13 protein-coding genes are annotated in these 16,741 nt (G+C 44.1%); 4 read left to right on the forward strand and 9 right to left on the reverse strand.

Annotation, left to right across the window (positions count from 1 at the left end; genetic code table 11):
• Window positions 1–52: 52 nt before the first annotated feature.
• The 3 genes from tsaB to OCV52_RS11395 form a co-directional block, all read right to left on the reverse strand.
• Window positions 53–754: a tRNA (adenosine(37)-N6)-threonylcarbamoyltransferase complex dimerization subunit type 1 TsaB gene (tsaB, locus tag OCV52_RS11385; RefSeq protein ID WP_061033714.1), complete on the reverse strand. Its 702-nt coding sequence runs from the start codon at window positions 752–754 to the stop codon at window positions 53–55.
• 59 nt (window positions 755–813) lie between these two features.
• On the reverse strand, window positions 814–2,742 hold the full coding sequence (locus tag OCV52_RS11390) for an ATP-dependent DNA helicase (protein ID WP_137407933.1): 1,929 nt from the start codon (window positions 2,740–2,742) through the stop codon (window positions 814–816).
• Window positions 2,743–2,903: 161 nt separating this feature from the next.
• A complete protein-coding gene (locus OCV52_RS11395; RefSeq protein ID WP_061033712.1) occupies window positions 2,904–3,104 on the reverse strand; it encodes a hypothetical protein in 201 nt (66 codons plus the stop codon).
• Between the two features lie 282 nt (window positions 3,105–3,386).
• Between OCV52_RS11395 and purU the strand changes: the two genes are divergently transcribed.
• Window positions 3,387–4,220: a formyltetrahydrofolate deformylase gene (gene purU, locus OCV52_RS11400; protein ID WP_008221206.1), complete on the forward strand. Its 834-nt coding sequence runs from the start codon at window positions 3,387–3,389 to the stop codon at window positions 4,218–4,220.
• A 356-nt stretch (window positions 4,221–4,576) separates the two neighbouring features.
• Here purU and OCV52_RS11405 read toward each other — a convergent pair whose 3' ends face one another.
• On the reverse strand, window positions 4,577–5,173 hold the full coding sequence (locus OCV52_RS11405; protein ID WP_137407934.1) for a VOC family protein: 597 nt from the start codon (window positions 5,171–5,173) through the stop codon (window positions 4,577–4,579).
• Window positions 5,174–5,522: 349 nt separating this feature from the next.
• On the opposite strand from OCV52_RS11405, the gene argS reads away from it, so the two are divergent.
• From argS to OCV52_RS11420, 3 genes are all read left to right on the forward strand, one after another.
• Window positions 5,523–7,256: an arginine--tRNA ligase gene (gene argS, locus OCV52_RS11410; protein ID WP_116871769.1), complete on the forward strand. Its 1,734-nt coding sequence runs from the start codon at window positions 5,523–5,525 to the stop codon at window positions 7,254–7,256.
• A gap of 337 nt (window positions 7,257–7,593) precedes the next feature.
• Complete coding sequence (locus OCV52_RS11415; RefSeq protein ID WP_137407935.1) at window positions 7,594–8,022, forward strand: HIT family protein; 429 nt, start codon at window positions 7,594–7,596, stop codon at window positions 8,020–8,022.
• A 136-nt stretch (window positions 8,023–8,158) separates the two neighbouring features.
• Complete coding sequence (locus OCV52_RS11420; protein ID WP_137407936.1) at window positions 8,159–8,686, forward strand: YqhA family protein; 528 nt, start codon at window positions 8,159–8,161, stop codon at window positions 8,684–8,686.
• A gap of 66 nt (window positions 8,687–8,752) precedes the next feature.
• Here the strand turns inward: OCV52_RS11420 and OCV52_RS11425 are convergent, their stop codons facing one another.
• The 5 genes from OCV52_RS11425 to znuA all read right to left on the reverse strand — a co-directional run bounded on the left by OCV52_RS11425 (window position 8,753) and on the right by znuA (window position 16,670).
• A complete protein-coding gene (locus OCV52_RS11425; protein WP_004737929.1) occupies window positions 8,753–8,983 on the reverse strand; it encodes a FeoC-like transcriptional regulator in 231 nt (76 codons plus the stop codon).
• A complete protein-coding gene (gene feoB / locus OCV52_RS11430; protein ID WP_150897812.1) occupies window positions 8,980–11,253 on the reverse strand; it encodes a Fe(2+) transporter permease subunit FeoB in 2,274 nt (757 codons plus the stop codon). Before feoB ends, OCV52_RS11425 begins: the two co-directional genes overlap by 4 nt.
• Window positions 11,254–11,475 carry a FeoA family protein gene (locus OCV52_RS11435; protein WP_150897811.1) on the reverse strand — a complete coding sequence of 74 codons (222 nt, stop codon included), beginning with the start codon at window positions 11,473–11,475 and terminating at the stop codon, window positions 11,254–11,256. It abuts the gene before it with no gap.
• A 673-nt stretch (window positions 11,476–12,148) separates the two neighbouring features.
• On the reverse strand, window positions 12,149–15,511 hold the full coding sequence (locus OCV52_RS11440; RefSeq protein WP_137407941.1) for a helix-turn-helix domain-containing protein: 3,363 nt from the start codon (window positions 15,509–15,511) through the stop codon (window positions 12,149–12,151).
• Between the two features lie 268 nt (window positions 15,512–15,779).
• Entirely contained in the window at window positions 15,780–16,670 is an 891-nt protein-coding gene (gene znuA / locus OCV52_RS11445; protein ID WP_137407937.1) for a zinc ABC transporter substrate-binding protein ZnuA, read from the reverse strand.
• Window positions 16,671–16,741 lie beyond the last annotated feature (71 nt).

Consider the following 16,741-nt stretch of genomic DNA (forward strand, 5'->3'; position numbering starts at 1 on the left):
AATCTAAATAATACGCATTTAGATCTAACTTGCATCAGAACCTTGTAAAAAATTACTCGCGACCTGGCAGCTTCTTCCACGTCACTTTATCACGCAGATAAACTGGCTCAGACTCTTCCGCAGCAACCGCTTTACCCTCTGCATAAGCGAATTGAGCTAGGAACGCCATATCTTGAGCTTCTGGGAATAGCACTTCACACGCTTTGGTGTTGATCGCGAGTGTATCCATATGCTCGGCGTAAGCTTCCCAACCAGTACCCACTTTTGCCCATGTTTCAGAGTCAGCTTCAAGCTGCGCAGCCAATTCACTTGGCGGTGTAACACACTCAGCATCAACCGCAGTCCAACGACCGTCTTGTTCACGGCTGTAACGAGCCCAGTAAACTTCACTCATACGCGCATCAATAGCGGTTGCTACATGAGTTTCACCAAATTTACGGTAGCTGCCTTGCGCCATCGCTGCCAATGTAGAGACACCGATCATTGGTAAATCTGCACCAAAAGCCAAGCCTTGAGCAATACCAATACCAATACGTACGCCCGTGAAACTGCCTGGGCCTTGACCAAACGCGATAGCATCAATATCGGTTAAAGCGATATTCGCTTCTTTCAGTACTTCATCAACCATAGGTAGAATTTTTTTCGTATGGTCTCGAGGTGCCTCTTCGCTACGAGCGAACACCTGGTCACCAATTACTAATGCAACTGAACAGTTTTCAGTTGCGGTATCTACTGCAAGAATTTTCGCGCTCATTTGTGTCTCAAATATTCGTTATCTAATCTAAAAATAATGGCTAAGCTCAACAATGCCAGTTACTCGGCAGCGGTTGAATGGTCTTTAGCTAAGAATTCTTTAATGACCCCTAAGTCACGTGTACGAGGGATAGGCGGTAAACTCGCCAAAAAAATGCCACCGTAATCGCGAGTCACCAATCGGTTATCGCAAATAATCAAAGCACCATTATCACGCTTATCACGTATCAATCGGCCGACACCTTGTTTCAAGGTAATCACAGCGTCTGGCAACTGTACTTGTGCAAAAGGATCACCCCCTTTTAACTTACAGTCCTCAATGCGAGCCTTAAGTAAAGGGTCATCAGGGGCTGTAAAGGGTAATTTATCGATGATAACACAGCTTAATGCATCGCCCCTAACATCTATCCCCTCCCAGAAAGCGCCTGTCGCCACCAGCAAGGCATTACCCAATTCCATGAACTCGGCTAAGGTTTTTTGCTTACTTGTCTCACCTTGCAATAGAACTGGAACCGTCAGGGTTTCTCGGAATCGCTCGCCCAACTCTTTCATCATGCTGTGTGAGGTGCACAGAAAGAAACAGCGGCCTTGGTTTTGCTCAATTACCGGTGTCAGCATACGAACCAGTTTATCGGCTAAGCCCGGGCTATTCGGTTCTGGAAGATAACGAGGCACACATAAACGTGCTTGATTCGGATAATCGAATGGGCTCGGCAGTGAAAACTGAGCCGAGGGCTTTAAGCCTAGTCGCGAAGTGAAGTGGTCGAAATCGTCCGATACCGCCAAGGTTGCTGAGGTAAACACCCAAGCGCCCGGCTTCAGCTCAATCTGCTCGTGAAATTTGTCAGCAACTGAAAGCGGCGTAATGTGCAAAGCAAAATGGCGCGGTGTTGTGTCATACCAATACGAATAACCCGTAATCGACACATCACATACACGTTCAATACGTGACTTAATCATGTTTGCACGCTCGAAAGCGGTATCCAATAGTTGGCTTCGCCCGAGTGCTAATTTCAATACATCTACAGCCAGTTGCAATGCATCTTGCAGGCGAACAAGTTCTCGTGCAATTGACTCAGATTTTAAGGCCTCACGCCAATTACCACGAAACCCCGTATCACCGAGCGCGATTCTTAAATCAGATGAGGACTGAACCAGCCTGTCACCGACCTTTTGTAACTGACGCATGTCTTTCGCTTCGGTGCGATAGCCAATCTCAATGTCTTTGGCGAGCTCGTGAATTTGTCTACTCGATACAGACTGACCAAAATATTGGCTTGCAATGTCAGGAAGTTGATGCGCTTCATCGAAGATAAACACACCTGCCTCTGGGATAAGCTCACCGAATCCGGTCTCTTTAATCGCGAGATCGGCTAGGAAAAGGTGATGGTTTACTACGACCACATCGGAATCCATCGCTTTTTTACGCGCTTTAAGTACAAAGCAATCAGTATAACTTGGACACTCTTTGCCTAAACAATTGTCGTTGGTCGAGGTAATCGTTGGGATTACTGGGCTATCTTCAGCAATATCATCACAATCACCCAAATCACCGGTTTGCGTGGATGACGACCAGCTACGAACTTTGACTAACTGAGCGAGTAGCGTTGGATCTGTATGAGTGCCATGACTTTCGATCATTTGGCGGCTCAACCTATCCAAACATAAATAGTTTGAACGGCCCTTGAGCAGGGCAACTTGACCATGAAAACCAAGGGCATCGGTCATCAAAGGCAGATCACGGTGGAACAGCTGTTCCTGAAGGTTTTTAGACCCCGTACTAATAATGGTTTTCTTGCCACTAAGCAGTGCCGGTACAAGATAAGCAAATGTCTTACCGGTACCCGTCCCTGCTTCTACCACCAATTGGCTCTGTTGCTGAATGGCCTGTGAAACTGCTTCAGCCATGTCTAACTGAGCTTGTCTTGGTTGAAAGCCTGGGATTGCTTTACCCAGTGCGCCATCAGCAGAAAACGTTTTAGATATCATAGAGTACGAAGTTTAGAAAAAGTGAAGGCGAATTATGGCAGGTTTAGTGAGCCGGCGCGAATCAAGAATGACTTCGCACCGGAGGTGTCTGGGTTGTTTCAAATGATTTAGAGAACAGAAATGAAAATCGAGATTGCTATTTTAGCTTAAAGGTTAATTGCTTATTTTCGATTGAGATAACGAGATAGCCAAGGAGCACCCTCAAATTCATTATCATTTGGCTGTATCGCTTTTACTGCATCGCTTGGCGGGGTTTTGCTTTCCCACATTTCATCGAGAACATTTCCATCTAGCTCTGTGCTGCCAGCCAATGAACTCACGCGTTTGCAGTACAGTTTTTTTGCTAGTAACTCTTTATCCATAAGTATCACCTCTATTTTTGGCCAAGGCGAAAATGCCCCGGTTGAAGCTCAAATGCGTACTACGGTCAAAACTTTAAAAATGAAGCTTCTGCCTGTTTTGCTATCTGAAAACTGATATTTCGACATCAAACAATTTATCAAAGCGATAAATGAGCAGCAGAATTTGTTGAAACCAAATTGATAATAGATTAATTATAACGGTGATATTGCAGCTCAGTTCACCGTTCGACGGCCTGTATTTAATTTGAAGAATAAAAAATATTTCATGGAAGTAAGATGCAAATGGAAAGAAAAACATTACTAACACATTGTACTGATGCCCCAGGCCTCATCTCAAAGATCACCAACATTTGTTACAAGCACCAACTCAATATTGTTCACAATAACGAGTTCGTAGATAACACTAGTGGACACTTCTTTATGCGCACAGAGCTTGAAGGGTATTTCAATGATGAAACCTTTCTAGCAGACCTAGACCAAGCCCTGCCAGAAAACGCGAAACGTAAGCTCGTTGGCTCTTCTCGAAAACGTGTGGTTATTCTCGTGACGAAAGAAGCACACTGCCTTGGCGACATTCTAATGAAGAACTTCGATGGTAGCTTAGACGTTGAAATCGCAGCGGTTGTCGGTAACTACGATATTTTACAAAGCCTAACCGAGCGCTTTGATATTCCTTACCACCATGTTTCACACGAAGGTCTGAACCGTGAAGAACATGAGCAAAAAATGCTAGAAGTGATTGACCAATACGAGGCTGATTACCTTGTTTTGGCTAAGTACATGCGAGTGCTTACTCCGGGATTTGTTGAAAAGTACAACCACAAGATCATCAATATTCACCACAGCTTCTTGCCTGCATTTATCGGTGCGAAACCCTACCAACAAGCGTATGAGCGCGGCGTAAAGATCATTGGTGCAACGGCGCACTTCGTGACTAACGATTTGGATGAAGGCCCAATCATTAAGCAAGACGTTATTCCTGTTGATCATAACTTCAGTGCGAAAGACATGGCGCAAGCGGGGCGTGACGTAGAGAAGAATGTTCTAAGTAAGGCGCTAAACAAGGTGATCAATGATCACGTGTTTGTTTACGGCAACAAGACTGTCATTCTGTAGGTTCAACAACGATTAGAACCCAATAAAAAACGCGTAATAGGATTGCCCCATTACGCGTTTTTTGTATCTGATAATCAGACCAGCTTTATGAGATTCCCGACTACGCTCCTTCGTCGCTATCGGGAATGACGGTGTTCTCTTGCTAGTAAAAACGATGACTCAGAAGAGATACAGTCAAACCGAATGATAGTAAGGCACAACCACTGCACACATCCGCGCTCTATCTGAAAATTTTAATATCAAATCAAGCATTCACTACAGTTGATAGACCAACACATCCACTAACCGGCAACCTCGTCGTTCCGATGAGCCTAGGTGAGATCAGGAATCTCGCCCCTTTAAACTATCGACTAAAACTAAGCTTGCTCTGATTCTACAATCTTCTTCAACGAATGTGGGTGCAGCTTGATACAGATCCCTTGATGCTTAAATGCAACGGTTGGGTTGTTCAAACGCTCACACTCACCTTTCGGGCTAGACAGCTTGATCTTAATACCTTGCTCAGCCAGCGTTTCAAAGTTAGCAGCGAACTGCGGGTAAGTGTCTTTCAGATCCGCTAAGTACTCGTCAGCCGTGTGAGCATGAGACGGAATTACGAACTCAACGTGTTCCCAATCTTGGCTCGGGTAAATCTTGCCTTCTGCGGGGTATGGTAACTCTAAACACTCAATGCTCCAGCCACGGCTTTGCAAAGGCTGATCAAAAGCAATTACAACAATTGGACGACCATTGATCATCGCTTGTGAAATCGTAGAGCCGAATTCAGACCATGCTTGATGCGCCGCTTTCGCTAATTCCGTTTCATTGATTCTTAGCGCGATATGATCCGCTTGAGCAAAACTCAGATCCAAACCCAGTACGTTACCTAGGTTCTCAATTTTCGCCATAAACGTATCAAGGCGGGCGATCATTTGTTGCGGTTCTAATTCAGCTTGCTTGAGGCTCATTGTCATTGTCTGCGTTCTCCAAATAATGGCTGCATGGTATCAGTTTTACCTTGTTCAACAAGCACTGCGTATATAAAAAGACAGCCGATAAGCACGTTGGCTCACATTCCTAAATACACAAACGCGGCATGGCGAAAATTGAATGTCAAAAACCCCTTAGGAAATGTTAATTTTCTATCAATTCGACCTATAAGAAACCGCACAAAATTGGTATGATTACTGCCATTTTTGTGAACTTAAACAGTGTCTGTTGTTCATTTCGGCATTAAATCGTTAACTAGACGCATAATTAACCAAATTTAATGACCTCGAAATAACGGCCACTCTTATCATCCTTGAATTGAAGGAAACGCGTGTGAATATCCAAGCACTTATTAATGACAAAGTATCTCAGGCTCTAGAAGCCGCTGGCGCACCTGCAGGCTCTCCTGCTGCTGTTCGCCAATCTGCAAAACCACAATTTGGTGACTACCAAGCAAACGGCGTAATGGGCGTTGCTAAGCGACTAGGCACTAACCCGCGAGAATTTGCTCAGAAAGTATTGGACGTTCTAAACCTAGACGGTATCGCTTCTAAAGTTGAGATCGCAGGTCCAGGTTTCCTTAACATCTTCCTAGATGAGGCTTTCCTAGCAAAACAAGCAGACGCAGCACTTGCTGACTCTCGCCTTGGTGTTGCGGCAGCTGAAGCACAAACCATTGTTGCTGACTACTCAGCGCCAAACGTTGCAAAAGAAATGCACGTTGGTCACCTGCGTTCAACAATCATCGGTGATGCCGTTGTTCGTACACTGGAATTCCTAGGCCACAAAGTTATCCGTGCTAACCACATCGGTGATTGGGGCACTCAATTCGGTATGCTTATCGCAAACCTTGAGCGCGTTCAGGCTGAATCAGGTGAAGTTTCAATGGAACTTGCTGACCTTGAAGGCTTCTACCGTGAATCTAAAAAGCTTTACGACGAAGACGAAGAGTTCGCAGTTAAAGCACGTGGCTACGTAGTGAAACTGCAAAGCGGCGACGAGTTCTGTGCAGAGATGTGGAAGAAGCTTGTTGACGTAACAATGATTCAAAACCAACGCAACTACGATCGTCTAAACGTTTCACTAACGCGTGATGACGTAATGGGCGAAAGCATGTACAACCACATGCTTCCAGGCATCGTTGCTGATCTTAAAGAGCAAGGTCTTGCTAAAGAAGATGACGGCGCACAAGTTGTATTCCTAGACGAATACAAAAACAAAGATGGTGACCCAATGGGCGTTATCATCCAGAAGCGCGACGGCGGTTTCCTTTACACAACAACTGATATTGCCTGTGCAAAATACCGTTTTGAAGAGCTAGGCGCAGACCGCGTTCTTTACTTCATCGACTCTCGTCAGCACCAACACCTAATGCAAGCTTGGACTATCGTTCGTAAAGCAGGTTACATCCCAGAATCGGTTTCTCTTGAGCACCACGCGTTCGGCATGATGCTAGGTAAAGACGGTAAGCCATTCAAGACTCGTGCAGGCGGTACGGTTCGTCTAGCTGACCTTCTTGATGAAGCAGAAGTTCGTGCAGCACAACTGATCGAATCTAAGAACCCAGAACTAGCAGAAGACGAGAAGAAAGCGATCGCTAACACAGTTGCAATGGCAGCGGTTAAGTACGCAGACCTTTCTAAGCACCGTACTACTGACTACGTGTTCGATTGGGACAACATGCTTGCGTTCGAAGGTAACACAGCACCTTACATGCAATACGCATACACTCGTGTTGCTTCTGTATTTGCTAAAGCTGGCGTTTCTATGGACTCTCTTGAAGGTGAAATCAAAATCACTGAAGAGAAAGAGAAAGCACTTATCGCGAAACTTCTACAATTTGAAGAAGCGGTTCAATCTGTTGCTCGTGAAGGTCAACCACACATCATGTGTAGCTACCTGTTCGAACTAGCAGGTCAGTTCTCTAGCTTCTACGAAGCGTGCCCTATATTAGTAGCAGAAGACGAAGCGGTTAAACAGAGCCGTCTGAAGCTTGCTGCCCTAACAGCGAAGACAATCAAACAAGGTCTGTCGCTTCTAGGCATCGAGACTCTAGAACGCATGTAAGCGATTCGAGATTCGAGATTCGAGATTCGAGATAATTAGAAAGGTTGACGTGAAAACGTCAACCTTTTGTTTTATTTGGAGGTTATATTTACTTAACTATCCGCAAACTTCCGTTGCAAGAGATCTCCTACTACGCTCCTTCGTCGCTCTAGGAGATGACGGCAATGAATGCCGTAAGTCCGAGACAGGATCAATGGCGCGTTCCCACTATCCTTCCCCCGCCATCCCCTTCATTGATGAGAGAGCGTGCTAGGACATCTGCTTATTGAGGTCGTAAGCGCTAGCCACATTCTCTTTCCAACCTTATACTCAACTAAAACAATTAATTGGAAAGATCATGAGCTTCGAACTTCATCCTCAATTGGCAAAAGACACCACAGTTATTGGCGAATTCCCGCTTAGCCTTGCATTACTACACAAAGACAACGCCGTGCCTTGGGTTATTCTGGTCCCAAAACGTGCCAACCTCAAAGAGTTGCATCACTTACCAATGAAAGAGCAACAGCAGTTCTTACATGAATCTCAAGCAGTAAGCCAAGCACTAGAAGCTACATTCCAACCGGATAAGCTCAACCTAGGCGCACTAGGTAACATGGTGCCACAACTGCACATCCACCATATCGCACGTTTCAAAAATGATGTGGCGTGGCCTGGCCCAGTGTGGGGCAACACCACAGGTGAACAGCGCAGTGAAGAAGAGCAAGCAGCTATCCTAACTCGTATTCAAAATGTTCTGTCACTAAGCTCTATCTTTAAGAAAGCTTAACCTTGTGACACAGGTGATGCCTCTTGCTAGGCATCACGATTATTACCAATGTGTAATAATAATTCACAAAAACGCCCCATTATCACAACACAAACTCCTGCGTATACTCTCTTGCACACAACATAGAGAGAGCATCATGAAACAAACCTTCAACTTATTTCGTCATATCAGCTGGATCGCCATCATCTGTTCTATGCTTGCTTCCCTACTCTTATTCTTTATGGGAGCAACCAAAACTTACTCTGCTTTTGCGATCTTCATGCTCAATCAGGTACCACCAGAATCGCTCGCGCATTTAGACACAACAGATATTGCGATCTCGTACTTGATTAAGTCTCTGGATACGTTCTTGATTGCGTTTGTACTCTTCATCTTTTCTCACGGAGTGTTCACTCTGTTCATTTCGGATAAGAGCAATGCTGCAAAAAGCGACCAACAAGTCAATAAAAGCAAAGTACTTAGTTGGATAAAAACCCCCAATATTGGTCACCTGAAAAACATTTTGGCTGAAGTGATTATCATCATTCTCTTCGTGAAGTTTTTGGAGCTTGTGCTCGTCAATTTCGACAGTATTGGATGGGATATTTTGGTTCTTCCAGTATCCATATTGTTACTGAGTATCGGCCTTAAAGTGCTTGGGTTAGGTGAAACCAAAGAGTCTTAAGTCGATAAACACAAACAAAAAAACCGCAGCTCATAGGCTGCGGTTTTTTGTTAGATATTGACCAAACTACATCATCACATTCAGCGACAGACCATCTTGTTTGCTGATGGTGTAGCGAACACGCGTTGTATGACCATGTTTGTTGGTGTCAACCAAGCGAGATACTTTGCCTTTCTTGACCCACACGCTCAACATCGCATCCACGCCGTCTTCACTCATACCAAATTTCGCTGCAATCTCTTTACGAGCTGCGACACCTTGGCTGTCAATGTACTGATGAAGTTCAGTTAAAATCATACGACTTGCACCTCTAATGCTTTTTGCTTGCTGCCAACTTTCTTAAATACACGGTAGGTAATCACAAAGCCACCAGCAATCGCGACCATCCACACTGCACTTGTCACAGGGTGTGCTGCAAAGTTTGCCGCTTGGTAGTAGAAAGTTGCACCAAAGTAGCCAAGCGCCATAGTCCAGACCGCAATAAAGCGTGCAAACATTTGACCAAATTCACGAACGTAAGCACCCATTGCAGCCACACAAGGTGTGTAAAGCAAGATAAGGATTAAGTAAGCAAACGCAGCGTGACCAGAAACAAATTTGTCTTTCAGGTTACCAAAGATAGACGAGTCAACCTCTTGCTCTTCGGCAACTGCACCAGAATCGCTTAAGTCACCCACTTCAATGCCTAGAGGATCCGAGTAGCTCAGACCGGCTAGATTCTCAGGGATCGTCATCACCGCTTCTTCTAAGCTCGCCGCCAAATCAAACTCAGCCGCTTCTTCATCAGAAGGCGTTGTGTAAAGGCTGTTCAAGGTACCTACTACCGCTTCTTTCGCGAAGATACCAGTAATGATACCTACCGTTGCTGGCCAGTTTTCTTCTGTAATGCCAATTGGTTGGAACACAGGAGTCACAACTTGCGCTGCCTTAGAAAGTACTGAATTTTCGCTGTCTTCGTTACCGAAACTCCCGTCCATACCCAGAGAGTTCAAGAAGCTTAAGATTGCTACCACAACCACAATCGTTTTACCTGCACCAAGTACGAATCGCTTCAGTTTCTGCCACGTTTTCAACATCACGTTTTGTACAGTTGGCAGCTCGTAGTCAGGCATTTCCATTACTAAGCTATCGCTGCTACCTGGGTAGACAGTGTTTTTAAGGAACAAACCAGTAAATACAGAAGCAAGGATACCCATGATGTACAGAGCAAATACCACGTTTTGACCAGCACCAGGGAAGAACGCCGCTGCAAAAAGTGCGTATACCGGTAGACGAGCACCACATGACATAAATGGTGCCATAGATGCAGCTAGTTTACGCTCACGCTCTTGATCAAGAGTACGAGTAGCCATGATAGACGGTACGTTACAGCCGAAGCCAAGCACTAACGGTACAAACGCCTTACCCGGCAGACCAATCTTTTGCATCACTTTATCAAGTACAAACGCAGCACGCGCCATGTAGCCTGAACTTTCAAGTACCGCTAAGAACAAGTAAAGCGCCGCGATAACCGGAATAAAGGTTGCGACAGTTTGAATACCGCCACCGATACCATCTGCAAGAATAGTAACCAGCCAAACTGGTAGGTGTCCGTCTAATAAATGGTGTCCACCATCAACCAAAATTGCACCAACACCAATATCAAAGAAGTCGATGAACGCGCTACCGATATTGATAGAGAACATGAACATTAAGTACATGATGACAAAGAAGAAAGGGATACCGACCCATTTGTTCAGAATGAATTGGTCAGCTTTCTCTGTGAAGTTACGGCTTAGTTTGCCTTCACTGCGGCGAACACGTTTACACAGATCGTGTAAGAAGGTGTACTTCGCGTCTGCTACCGCAAGGTCGATATCAAACTCGGCGCCAAGACGCACATTATCAATTTGAGTACGTGTTTGCGGAGCTAAACCGTTTAGCACCAAGTAATCATTTTCTAGAGCACGAATCGCAAGCGCTCGGTGAGAAACATCAGCATCATAAAAATGTGATTCAACAGAAGGAATAAGTGCTTCTAATGCTTCGTCATAGTTAATAGAGATAGGATCAAGGCTCACACCTTGAACAAGAAGCTTATGTAGGCGCTCTTTGAAACGAGCCACTTGGCCTTTATCGTTCGCAGACAAGCTAAGAACCGGGCAACCTAGCTCTTTCTCTAGCGCTTTCAGGTTAATCACCTGACGCTCGCGCTTTAATACATCCATTTTGTTCAATACAACGATCATTGGACGACCCAACTCTCGCAATTGCAATGTCATGTATAAGCTTCGTTCTAAGCAGCTTGCATCAACAACATTAATGATCACGTCAGCAGGGTGAGTCAGAACAGCTCGCGACGCGATAGACTCATCAATACTATTCGCATCATTACCACTATCTAGTGCGTAGATACCAGGCAAGTCGGTTAGCTGAAATTGGTCACCCGCATGTGAATAGACACCCGTTTTCTTTTCTACGGTTACGCCTACCCAGTTACCAACATGCTGCTTCGCACCGGTTAGTGCATTGAATAACGTTGTTTTACCACTATTCGGGTTACCAACGGTAAGAACTTGATAATCCATTTAGATAACCTCGATTTGTTCTGCGATGCTTTCACGAATGGCGATAGAGACTCCTCTCACCTCCACTTGAAGCGGATCCCCCATCGGCGCGCGACGGATTAGTGTAACTTCAGTGTTTGGTAACATACCCATGACCATTAGCTTTTTTCTAACTTCTGGTGTTAAGCCGGTTAAGGCAACTATAGAAGCCGCTTTTCCTTGCTCTAGTTGTGAGAGTTTCATAAATACCCAATTCGTGATTGATAATGAGAAAGATTGTTATTAACAGCATAATACACATACATGACCACAATTCTATTGTGTGAAATCAATGTTTTCGAAAATATATACTCGTAAGTTTCGTTAAAAACGTTTACGTCAAAACCGTCACTTTCAACAACTAGTGAGAACTACCTCACTAGTACACCACAAGCAAACACATAACAAACCATAAAATATCAATAGTTTATGAAAATGTCGCTTTTCTCATAGCCTTCTGTCGTTAATTTTATAAGTAAAATAAGTCACTAATCGTATAGTTACTCCATCGAAGAGAAACTCCTTCTCTTTAATTTAATTCCAGAGGTGATGTGGCTTGCCATATCACTCCGGCAGCAAGCGAAGGTGTCATTGGCACCCGTGGTATAGTCCCCCCGGCTATACCACGATATTTTTTTTCTTATCTTGTTTAATCCCTGCAAAACAATCTTCAAAAAACTAACCCAAACATCTCGTATCTCGTATCTCGTATCTCGTATCTCGTATCTCGTATCTCGTATCTCGTATCTCGTATCTCGTATCTCGTATCTCGTATCTCGTATCTCGTAGAAGCATAAAAAAGCCCCAACACGAATGTCGAGGCTTCAATGAAACTATCTGTCGTTAGCGTAAGACTGGCTGGTTAATATTGTTCGCTCTAGTCTTCACTGTTTTCAGCAAACTTAGATGGAGACACACCAAAGTGATGTTTGAACCTTTGGCTGAAATAAGACGGGTCATTAAAGCCAGAGTCAAAAGCAACGTCTGATATCTTCTCTCCCGCGAGTAACCGCTCACACGCATGCTCCAAGCGAACCTCATTCAAATGTTCTTTAAAGGTCTTGTTATAAGCCATCTTAAAGCGCCTTTGTAAGCTTCTCTCAGACATAAATAGATACTTAGCAGCAGTAGCGGTACCAAACTCAGCATCAGCGTAGTGCTCACTAACAAGCTGAGACACTCGGTTCTTCCACTCTTGCTCTGCACTAAGCTTTAACTGCTCAGGTGAGGTATTAGCGAGCTTAATAGTCTCAATCTGCTCTATTGTACTGGTTTCGAGACTATCTAATACCTGATAGTCGATTGGCCAAGTAAGCTGAACCTTATTTTGGGAATCCGACACAAAGGCATTGATTTCACCACCACTCTGATTCATCAGCAATGGCAACTTTTCTATGTTTAAGTCGGTCGACTTACCACTGTTGTCACTAATACTGGAAGTTAACTTAGGGAAAGGCATGCCATGATCTAAAATGGTAACGACCAAGTGTTCTTTCAGCTCCTCCACCATGACCACCATACTCTGCGACTTAAAGTTACGCTTGATGATGCTCGCGATCAGGCTATTGAAGATGATGTCTAGATTAAAATACAGCAAAGAGACATGTCTATGTTTCGTCTCTACTTTTATCTCTAGCTCAATACCGGCTTTAGCTAAGTCTTCTTGCCACGCCTTAAGCACCGACTCCAAGATTAAGATCATATCGTAACCAACGGCACCACTACCTTGCCGGCGATTACTCAATTGAGCCAAACCATTCTTTAACGCAAGAATCGGCGATTTACCTTGTTCATCACTCCAATTAGGGAGCATGGCTGCAACTTGGTTAACCTCTGAAGAGAGTTCGTCGGCTGTATGAGACACAAGCGCATTCTTAACCGATAACTGCTTCTTAAGTTGCAGATTAGTCGTCAGTAGTATCCGACTTTGGTGCCTCAACTGATCAGTTTTCAAAGCTACTTGTGCTTTAAGATGTCTGTTGGCAAAAGTGACGTAACGCGAACGCCAAAAAACCAAAATGGTGACCACACAAATCAGTAAGATAAGAGAGCTCGCAGCAGCCCAATTACTGAGATACCAAGGTTCCGCTATAGAGAAGCTTTGATTGGTGGAGACAAAACGATAGTGTGAATCCTTTACTGGCTTCACTTCGAGCGTATAATCTCCCGGAAGCAAGTGGTCGAGTGTTAATAAGCCACCTTCAAACTCACTCCAAGGTTCATCATCATTGAGTCGATACTCCATCGCAGGGGCAAATGTAGCAGGCAAAGTGCCTAGCTTAAAGCCAATCGATGAACCATAAGGGATCTCGGCTAAATCCGCGGCCTTCCCACCCAATGATACGGTCTTTTGGTTAACACTTATCTTACTCAGCAATGCTCGGCTATGAGGCGTGGTAGATACCAACAACTCATTAGACAATGCACTCACCACACCATACTTAGAACCTAAAACTAACCGTGAGGATTGATTCTCCTCACTATAAAAGAGTTCACATGCACCGGCCGCCAATTCATTGGTGATCAAGCCAAATGGTGAACCTATGTGCTTTTGCAGTTGACCATCCAGTCCATAATAGCTAAGTCCTTTTGAAGACCCCAACCACACACCATTCTCATCGCTAATCAGACAACTCGGACTGATATTCTCTTCAACCAAGGCTATCTCTTCTATCATCGAACCATCGTAAGGGATCCGATAAACGCCATAACTACCCGCAAACCACTGAGAGCCATCATTAGCTTTTTCTATATCAACCACTTTGCCAAATCGTTCGCTGGAACGACTAAAACTGATCCGTTTATCAACAAAGGAATAGAAGCCATGGTCGGTGCCGATGTAGACGCGACCTTGTAAACCAATATTTAGATCTGTAATTTTTGCTGGCAGGAACTTATCCACCAACCAATCCATTCCGTAGCCCGTAAGCTCCATATGGTCGATCGATAATGAATAGAGGCTTTGACCAGAGGTCATCCAAAGGGTGTTATCACCTTGAAGAGCAAAATTCTCGATGTGGACGCCTTCAATGGCTCTTGGCAAATTCAGCGCTTCAAACTCCAACGTCTCGGTATTGAAGCTTATAATCCCTTCTTCGGTCGCCAACCAAATTGACCTACCAAAAACCTGAAAGTCCTGTACTGGTTTGGGATATACGCGCCTAGGCCTCTCTTCAGTTTCAGAATCAACGAGGTAGAGGCCCATCGAAGATGCCACCCAAGATAGATGCTCACCGATTGGCTCAACTTTATTGATCACCATACTGCTGGAGTGCATGCCCATTCCGGTGAGTGGCGTTCTTGAGAATGTCTTACTAAACAAAGAAAAATACCGAATACCGTTGTTGGTCGCGACCCACATCCCACCAGCATGATCGTTAATTAGTGAGTAAATTTTCTCGCCCGGTAACGAAAAGTCTTGGTTAGCAGCTTGTTCAAAACGAGTGATTTCGCCGGTAATAAAGTTGTAGCTAATCAAGCCGTGCTCAGTACCAATCCAATATTGATTCGTGGTTTCAGCAACAGAGAGCACATGCGAGCCATTGATCTTGGTCTCTTTCTCAGAATTAGCCAAATCAACAATCACAACACCATTTAATGTACCAATCAGTAATTCACGTCGCGCATTCGAAAAGTACACGGTCTCGATGTAGTGTTTATCGGAGGCTGCAACATGAGTAAATTCTTGATTTTCGGATAGGTAAGTGCCGGAACTGGTTGCCAATACCCATTTTGATAATACCCACTCAGCATCATTAATCGTAATGTCGCTGCTGTTGTTGTATCGGTACAGTTTGAGAAGTGAATAGGTATTAAATTCTAACGACTGAGTATTATAGGTGTAGAAATTATTGCCGTCGGTCACCCAGATATAATTGTCAGAGGCACCAATATTGGTTATCTCTGAACCAGGGCTAAGGCTAAATGCAAGCTCGTTACCAAGCCCAGGAGTATGTCGATATACCTCATTATCAAAAAACGTCCAAAACTCATCGTTCAGGAAAGCAACGCGTTCCGATGAGAACTGTAGCAGGCTGCCTTTTCGTGGTAGCAAAGCTCGACCATCGTAAAACAGGACTTTTCCATGCACATCATGGATCCAAAGCCCACCACCTGCGCCTAGATAGAGATTTTTAGCCGCGAGAAAATTCCCTTGCGCTTGAACAGGCAAAGGATAAAAGACAGACGGTGATGTATTTAACGCAAGAGCGCTAAATGAAATGCTCATTAGCATGAACATTCGGAAGACAATTCGATACAACTTCTAATCCTGAACAGCAACAACGTATGAAGTTTCGGCTACCGCAATGTCTTAACCTGCTCGACCAGAAACTGAGTTTTTTTGTGCTTATTATTATCTTTCCATTTTAGCGGAAATCTACGAAGGAGAAAGAAGGTTTATTGTTTGTTGAAAGGTTTTATCTTAGCGGTCACGAAAATGCCGCAAAAAGCGGCATTATTCATAATCATATAGAGAGCAAAGTAGAGTAAAAGTTACTTACTATTGATTACTTTGCACTTAGACAGCTTGCGTAGCTATCGGTAAGTTGCTGAAGAAAATCGAAATAACTTCCACTCTTCACTTCAACTGTAGAACCAATTGGGTCTAATTGACCTTGTTTCGCATTGCTTCCTCGAGTCACCGAGTCAATTACAGCCGGTGTAAATTGAGGCTCAGAAAACACACATTGAACGTTTTCACGTACTATTGTCTTCTTAATCGCAATCAAGCTTTTTGCACCCGGTTTACGCTCTGGGCTTACTGTAAAATGACCTAAGTTATTTAGGCCAAATTCTTCTTCATAGTAACCATACGCATCGTGGAAAACGTAGTAGCCTTTGTTTTTCACTGGAGCCAGTTGCTCGCGAATAGACTGCTGTTTCTCTTTCAATGCAATCAGGAATGAATCTAGATTCTCTTGATACGCCATTGCATTATCTGGGTCAGTTTCAATTAGCTTATCTGAAATGTACTTAGCAGCTACTTCCACTTGATCGATGCCTAACCAAAAGTGTGGGTCATGGCTGCCATGATGGTGCCCTTCATGTGCACCGTGATCATGCTCTTCATGACCAAACTCTCGTAAGTTGATACCAGGGATTTTACCGATTTCGATAACGTTATCATTCGATTCAATCACCTTAGTCAGAAACGCTTCTAAGTCAGGGCCAAACCAAACAACCATGTCTGCACTGTGAACTTTTTTGACATCAGACGGTTTAAGCGCATAATCGTGCGGCGAAGCATTGCTGTTCATCAACACATCCGGTTCACTAACGCCTTGCGTTAATTCTGTCACAATCATTTGAATTGGTTTGAAGCTTGTTAGAATGGTATTAGCACTTGCAACACTTGGCGCTAAAAGCAAAGTAGCAAGTATATAAGATGAACGTGACATAATTCCTCGATAATAGAAAAGTAGCTTAGGCTTGAGGTAAATGTTACATTATAACATTAGCGAATTGCAAA

The sequence above is a fragment of the Vibrio chagasii genome (assembly GCF_024347355.1).
In the GTDB taxonomy this organism is placed as follows: Bacteria; Pseudomonadota; Gammaproteobacteria; order Enterobacterales; family Vibrionaceae; genus Vibrio; species Vibrio chagasii.

Bases quoted from the DNA above. Each gene is read 5' to 3' on its own strand.
- tsaB (WP_061033714.1), bottom strand. From the start codon at position 754: ATGAGCGCGAAAATTCTTGCAGTAGATACCGCAACTGAAAACTGTTCA.
- OCV52_RS11390 (WP_137407933.1), bottom strand. From the start codon at position 2,742: ATGATATCTAAAACGTTTTCTGCTGATGGCGCACTGGGTAAAGCAATC.
- OCV52_RS11395 (WP_061033712.1), bottom strand. From the start codon at position 3,104: ATGGATAAAGAGTTACTAGCAAAAAAACTGTACTGCAAACGCGTGAGT.
- purU (WP_008221206.1), top strand. From the start codon at position 3,387: ATGGAAAGAAAAACATTACTAACACATTGTACTGATGCCCCAGGCCTC.
- OCV52_RS11405 (WP_137407934.1), bottom strand. From the start codon at position 5,173: ATGACAATGAGCCTCAAGCAAGCTGAATTAGAACCGCAACAAATGATC.
- OCV52_RS11415 (WP_137407935.1), top strand. From the start codon at position 7,594: ATGAGCTTCGAACTTCATCCTCAATTGGCAAAAGACACCACAGTTATT.
- OCV52_RS11420 (WP_137407936.1), top strand. From the start codon at position 8,159: ATGAAACAAACCTTCAACTTATTTCGTCATATCAGCTGGATCGCCATC.
- OCV52_RS11425 (WP_004737929.1), bottom strand. From the start codon at position 8,983: ATGATTTTAACTGAACTTCATCAGTACATTGACAGCCAAGGTGTCGCA.
- feoB (WP_150897812.1), bottom strand. From the start codon at position 11,253: ATGGATTATCAAGTTCTTACCGTTGGTAACCCGAATAGTGGTAAAACA.
- OCV52_RS11435 (WP_150897811.1), bottom strand. From the start codon at position 11,475: ATGAAACTCTCACAACTAGAGCAAGGAAAAGCGGCTTCTATAGTTGCC.
- OCV52_RS11440 (WP_137407941.1), bottom strand. From the start codon at position 15,511: ATGTTCATGCTAATGAGCATTTCATTTAGCGCTCTTGCGTTAAATACA.
- znuA (WP_137407937.1), bottom strand. From the start codon at position 16,670: ATGTCACGTTCATCTTATATACTTGCTACTTTGCTTTTAGCGCCAAGT.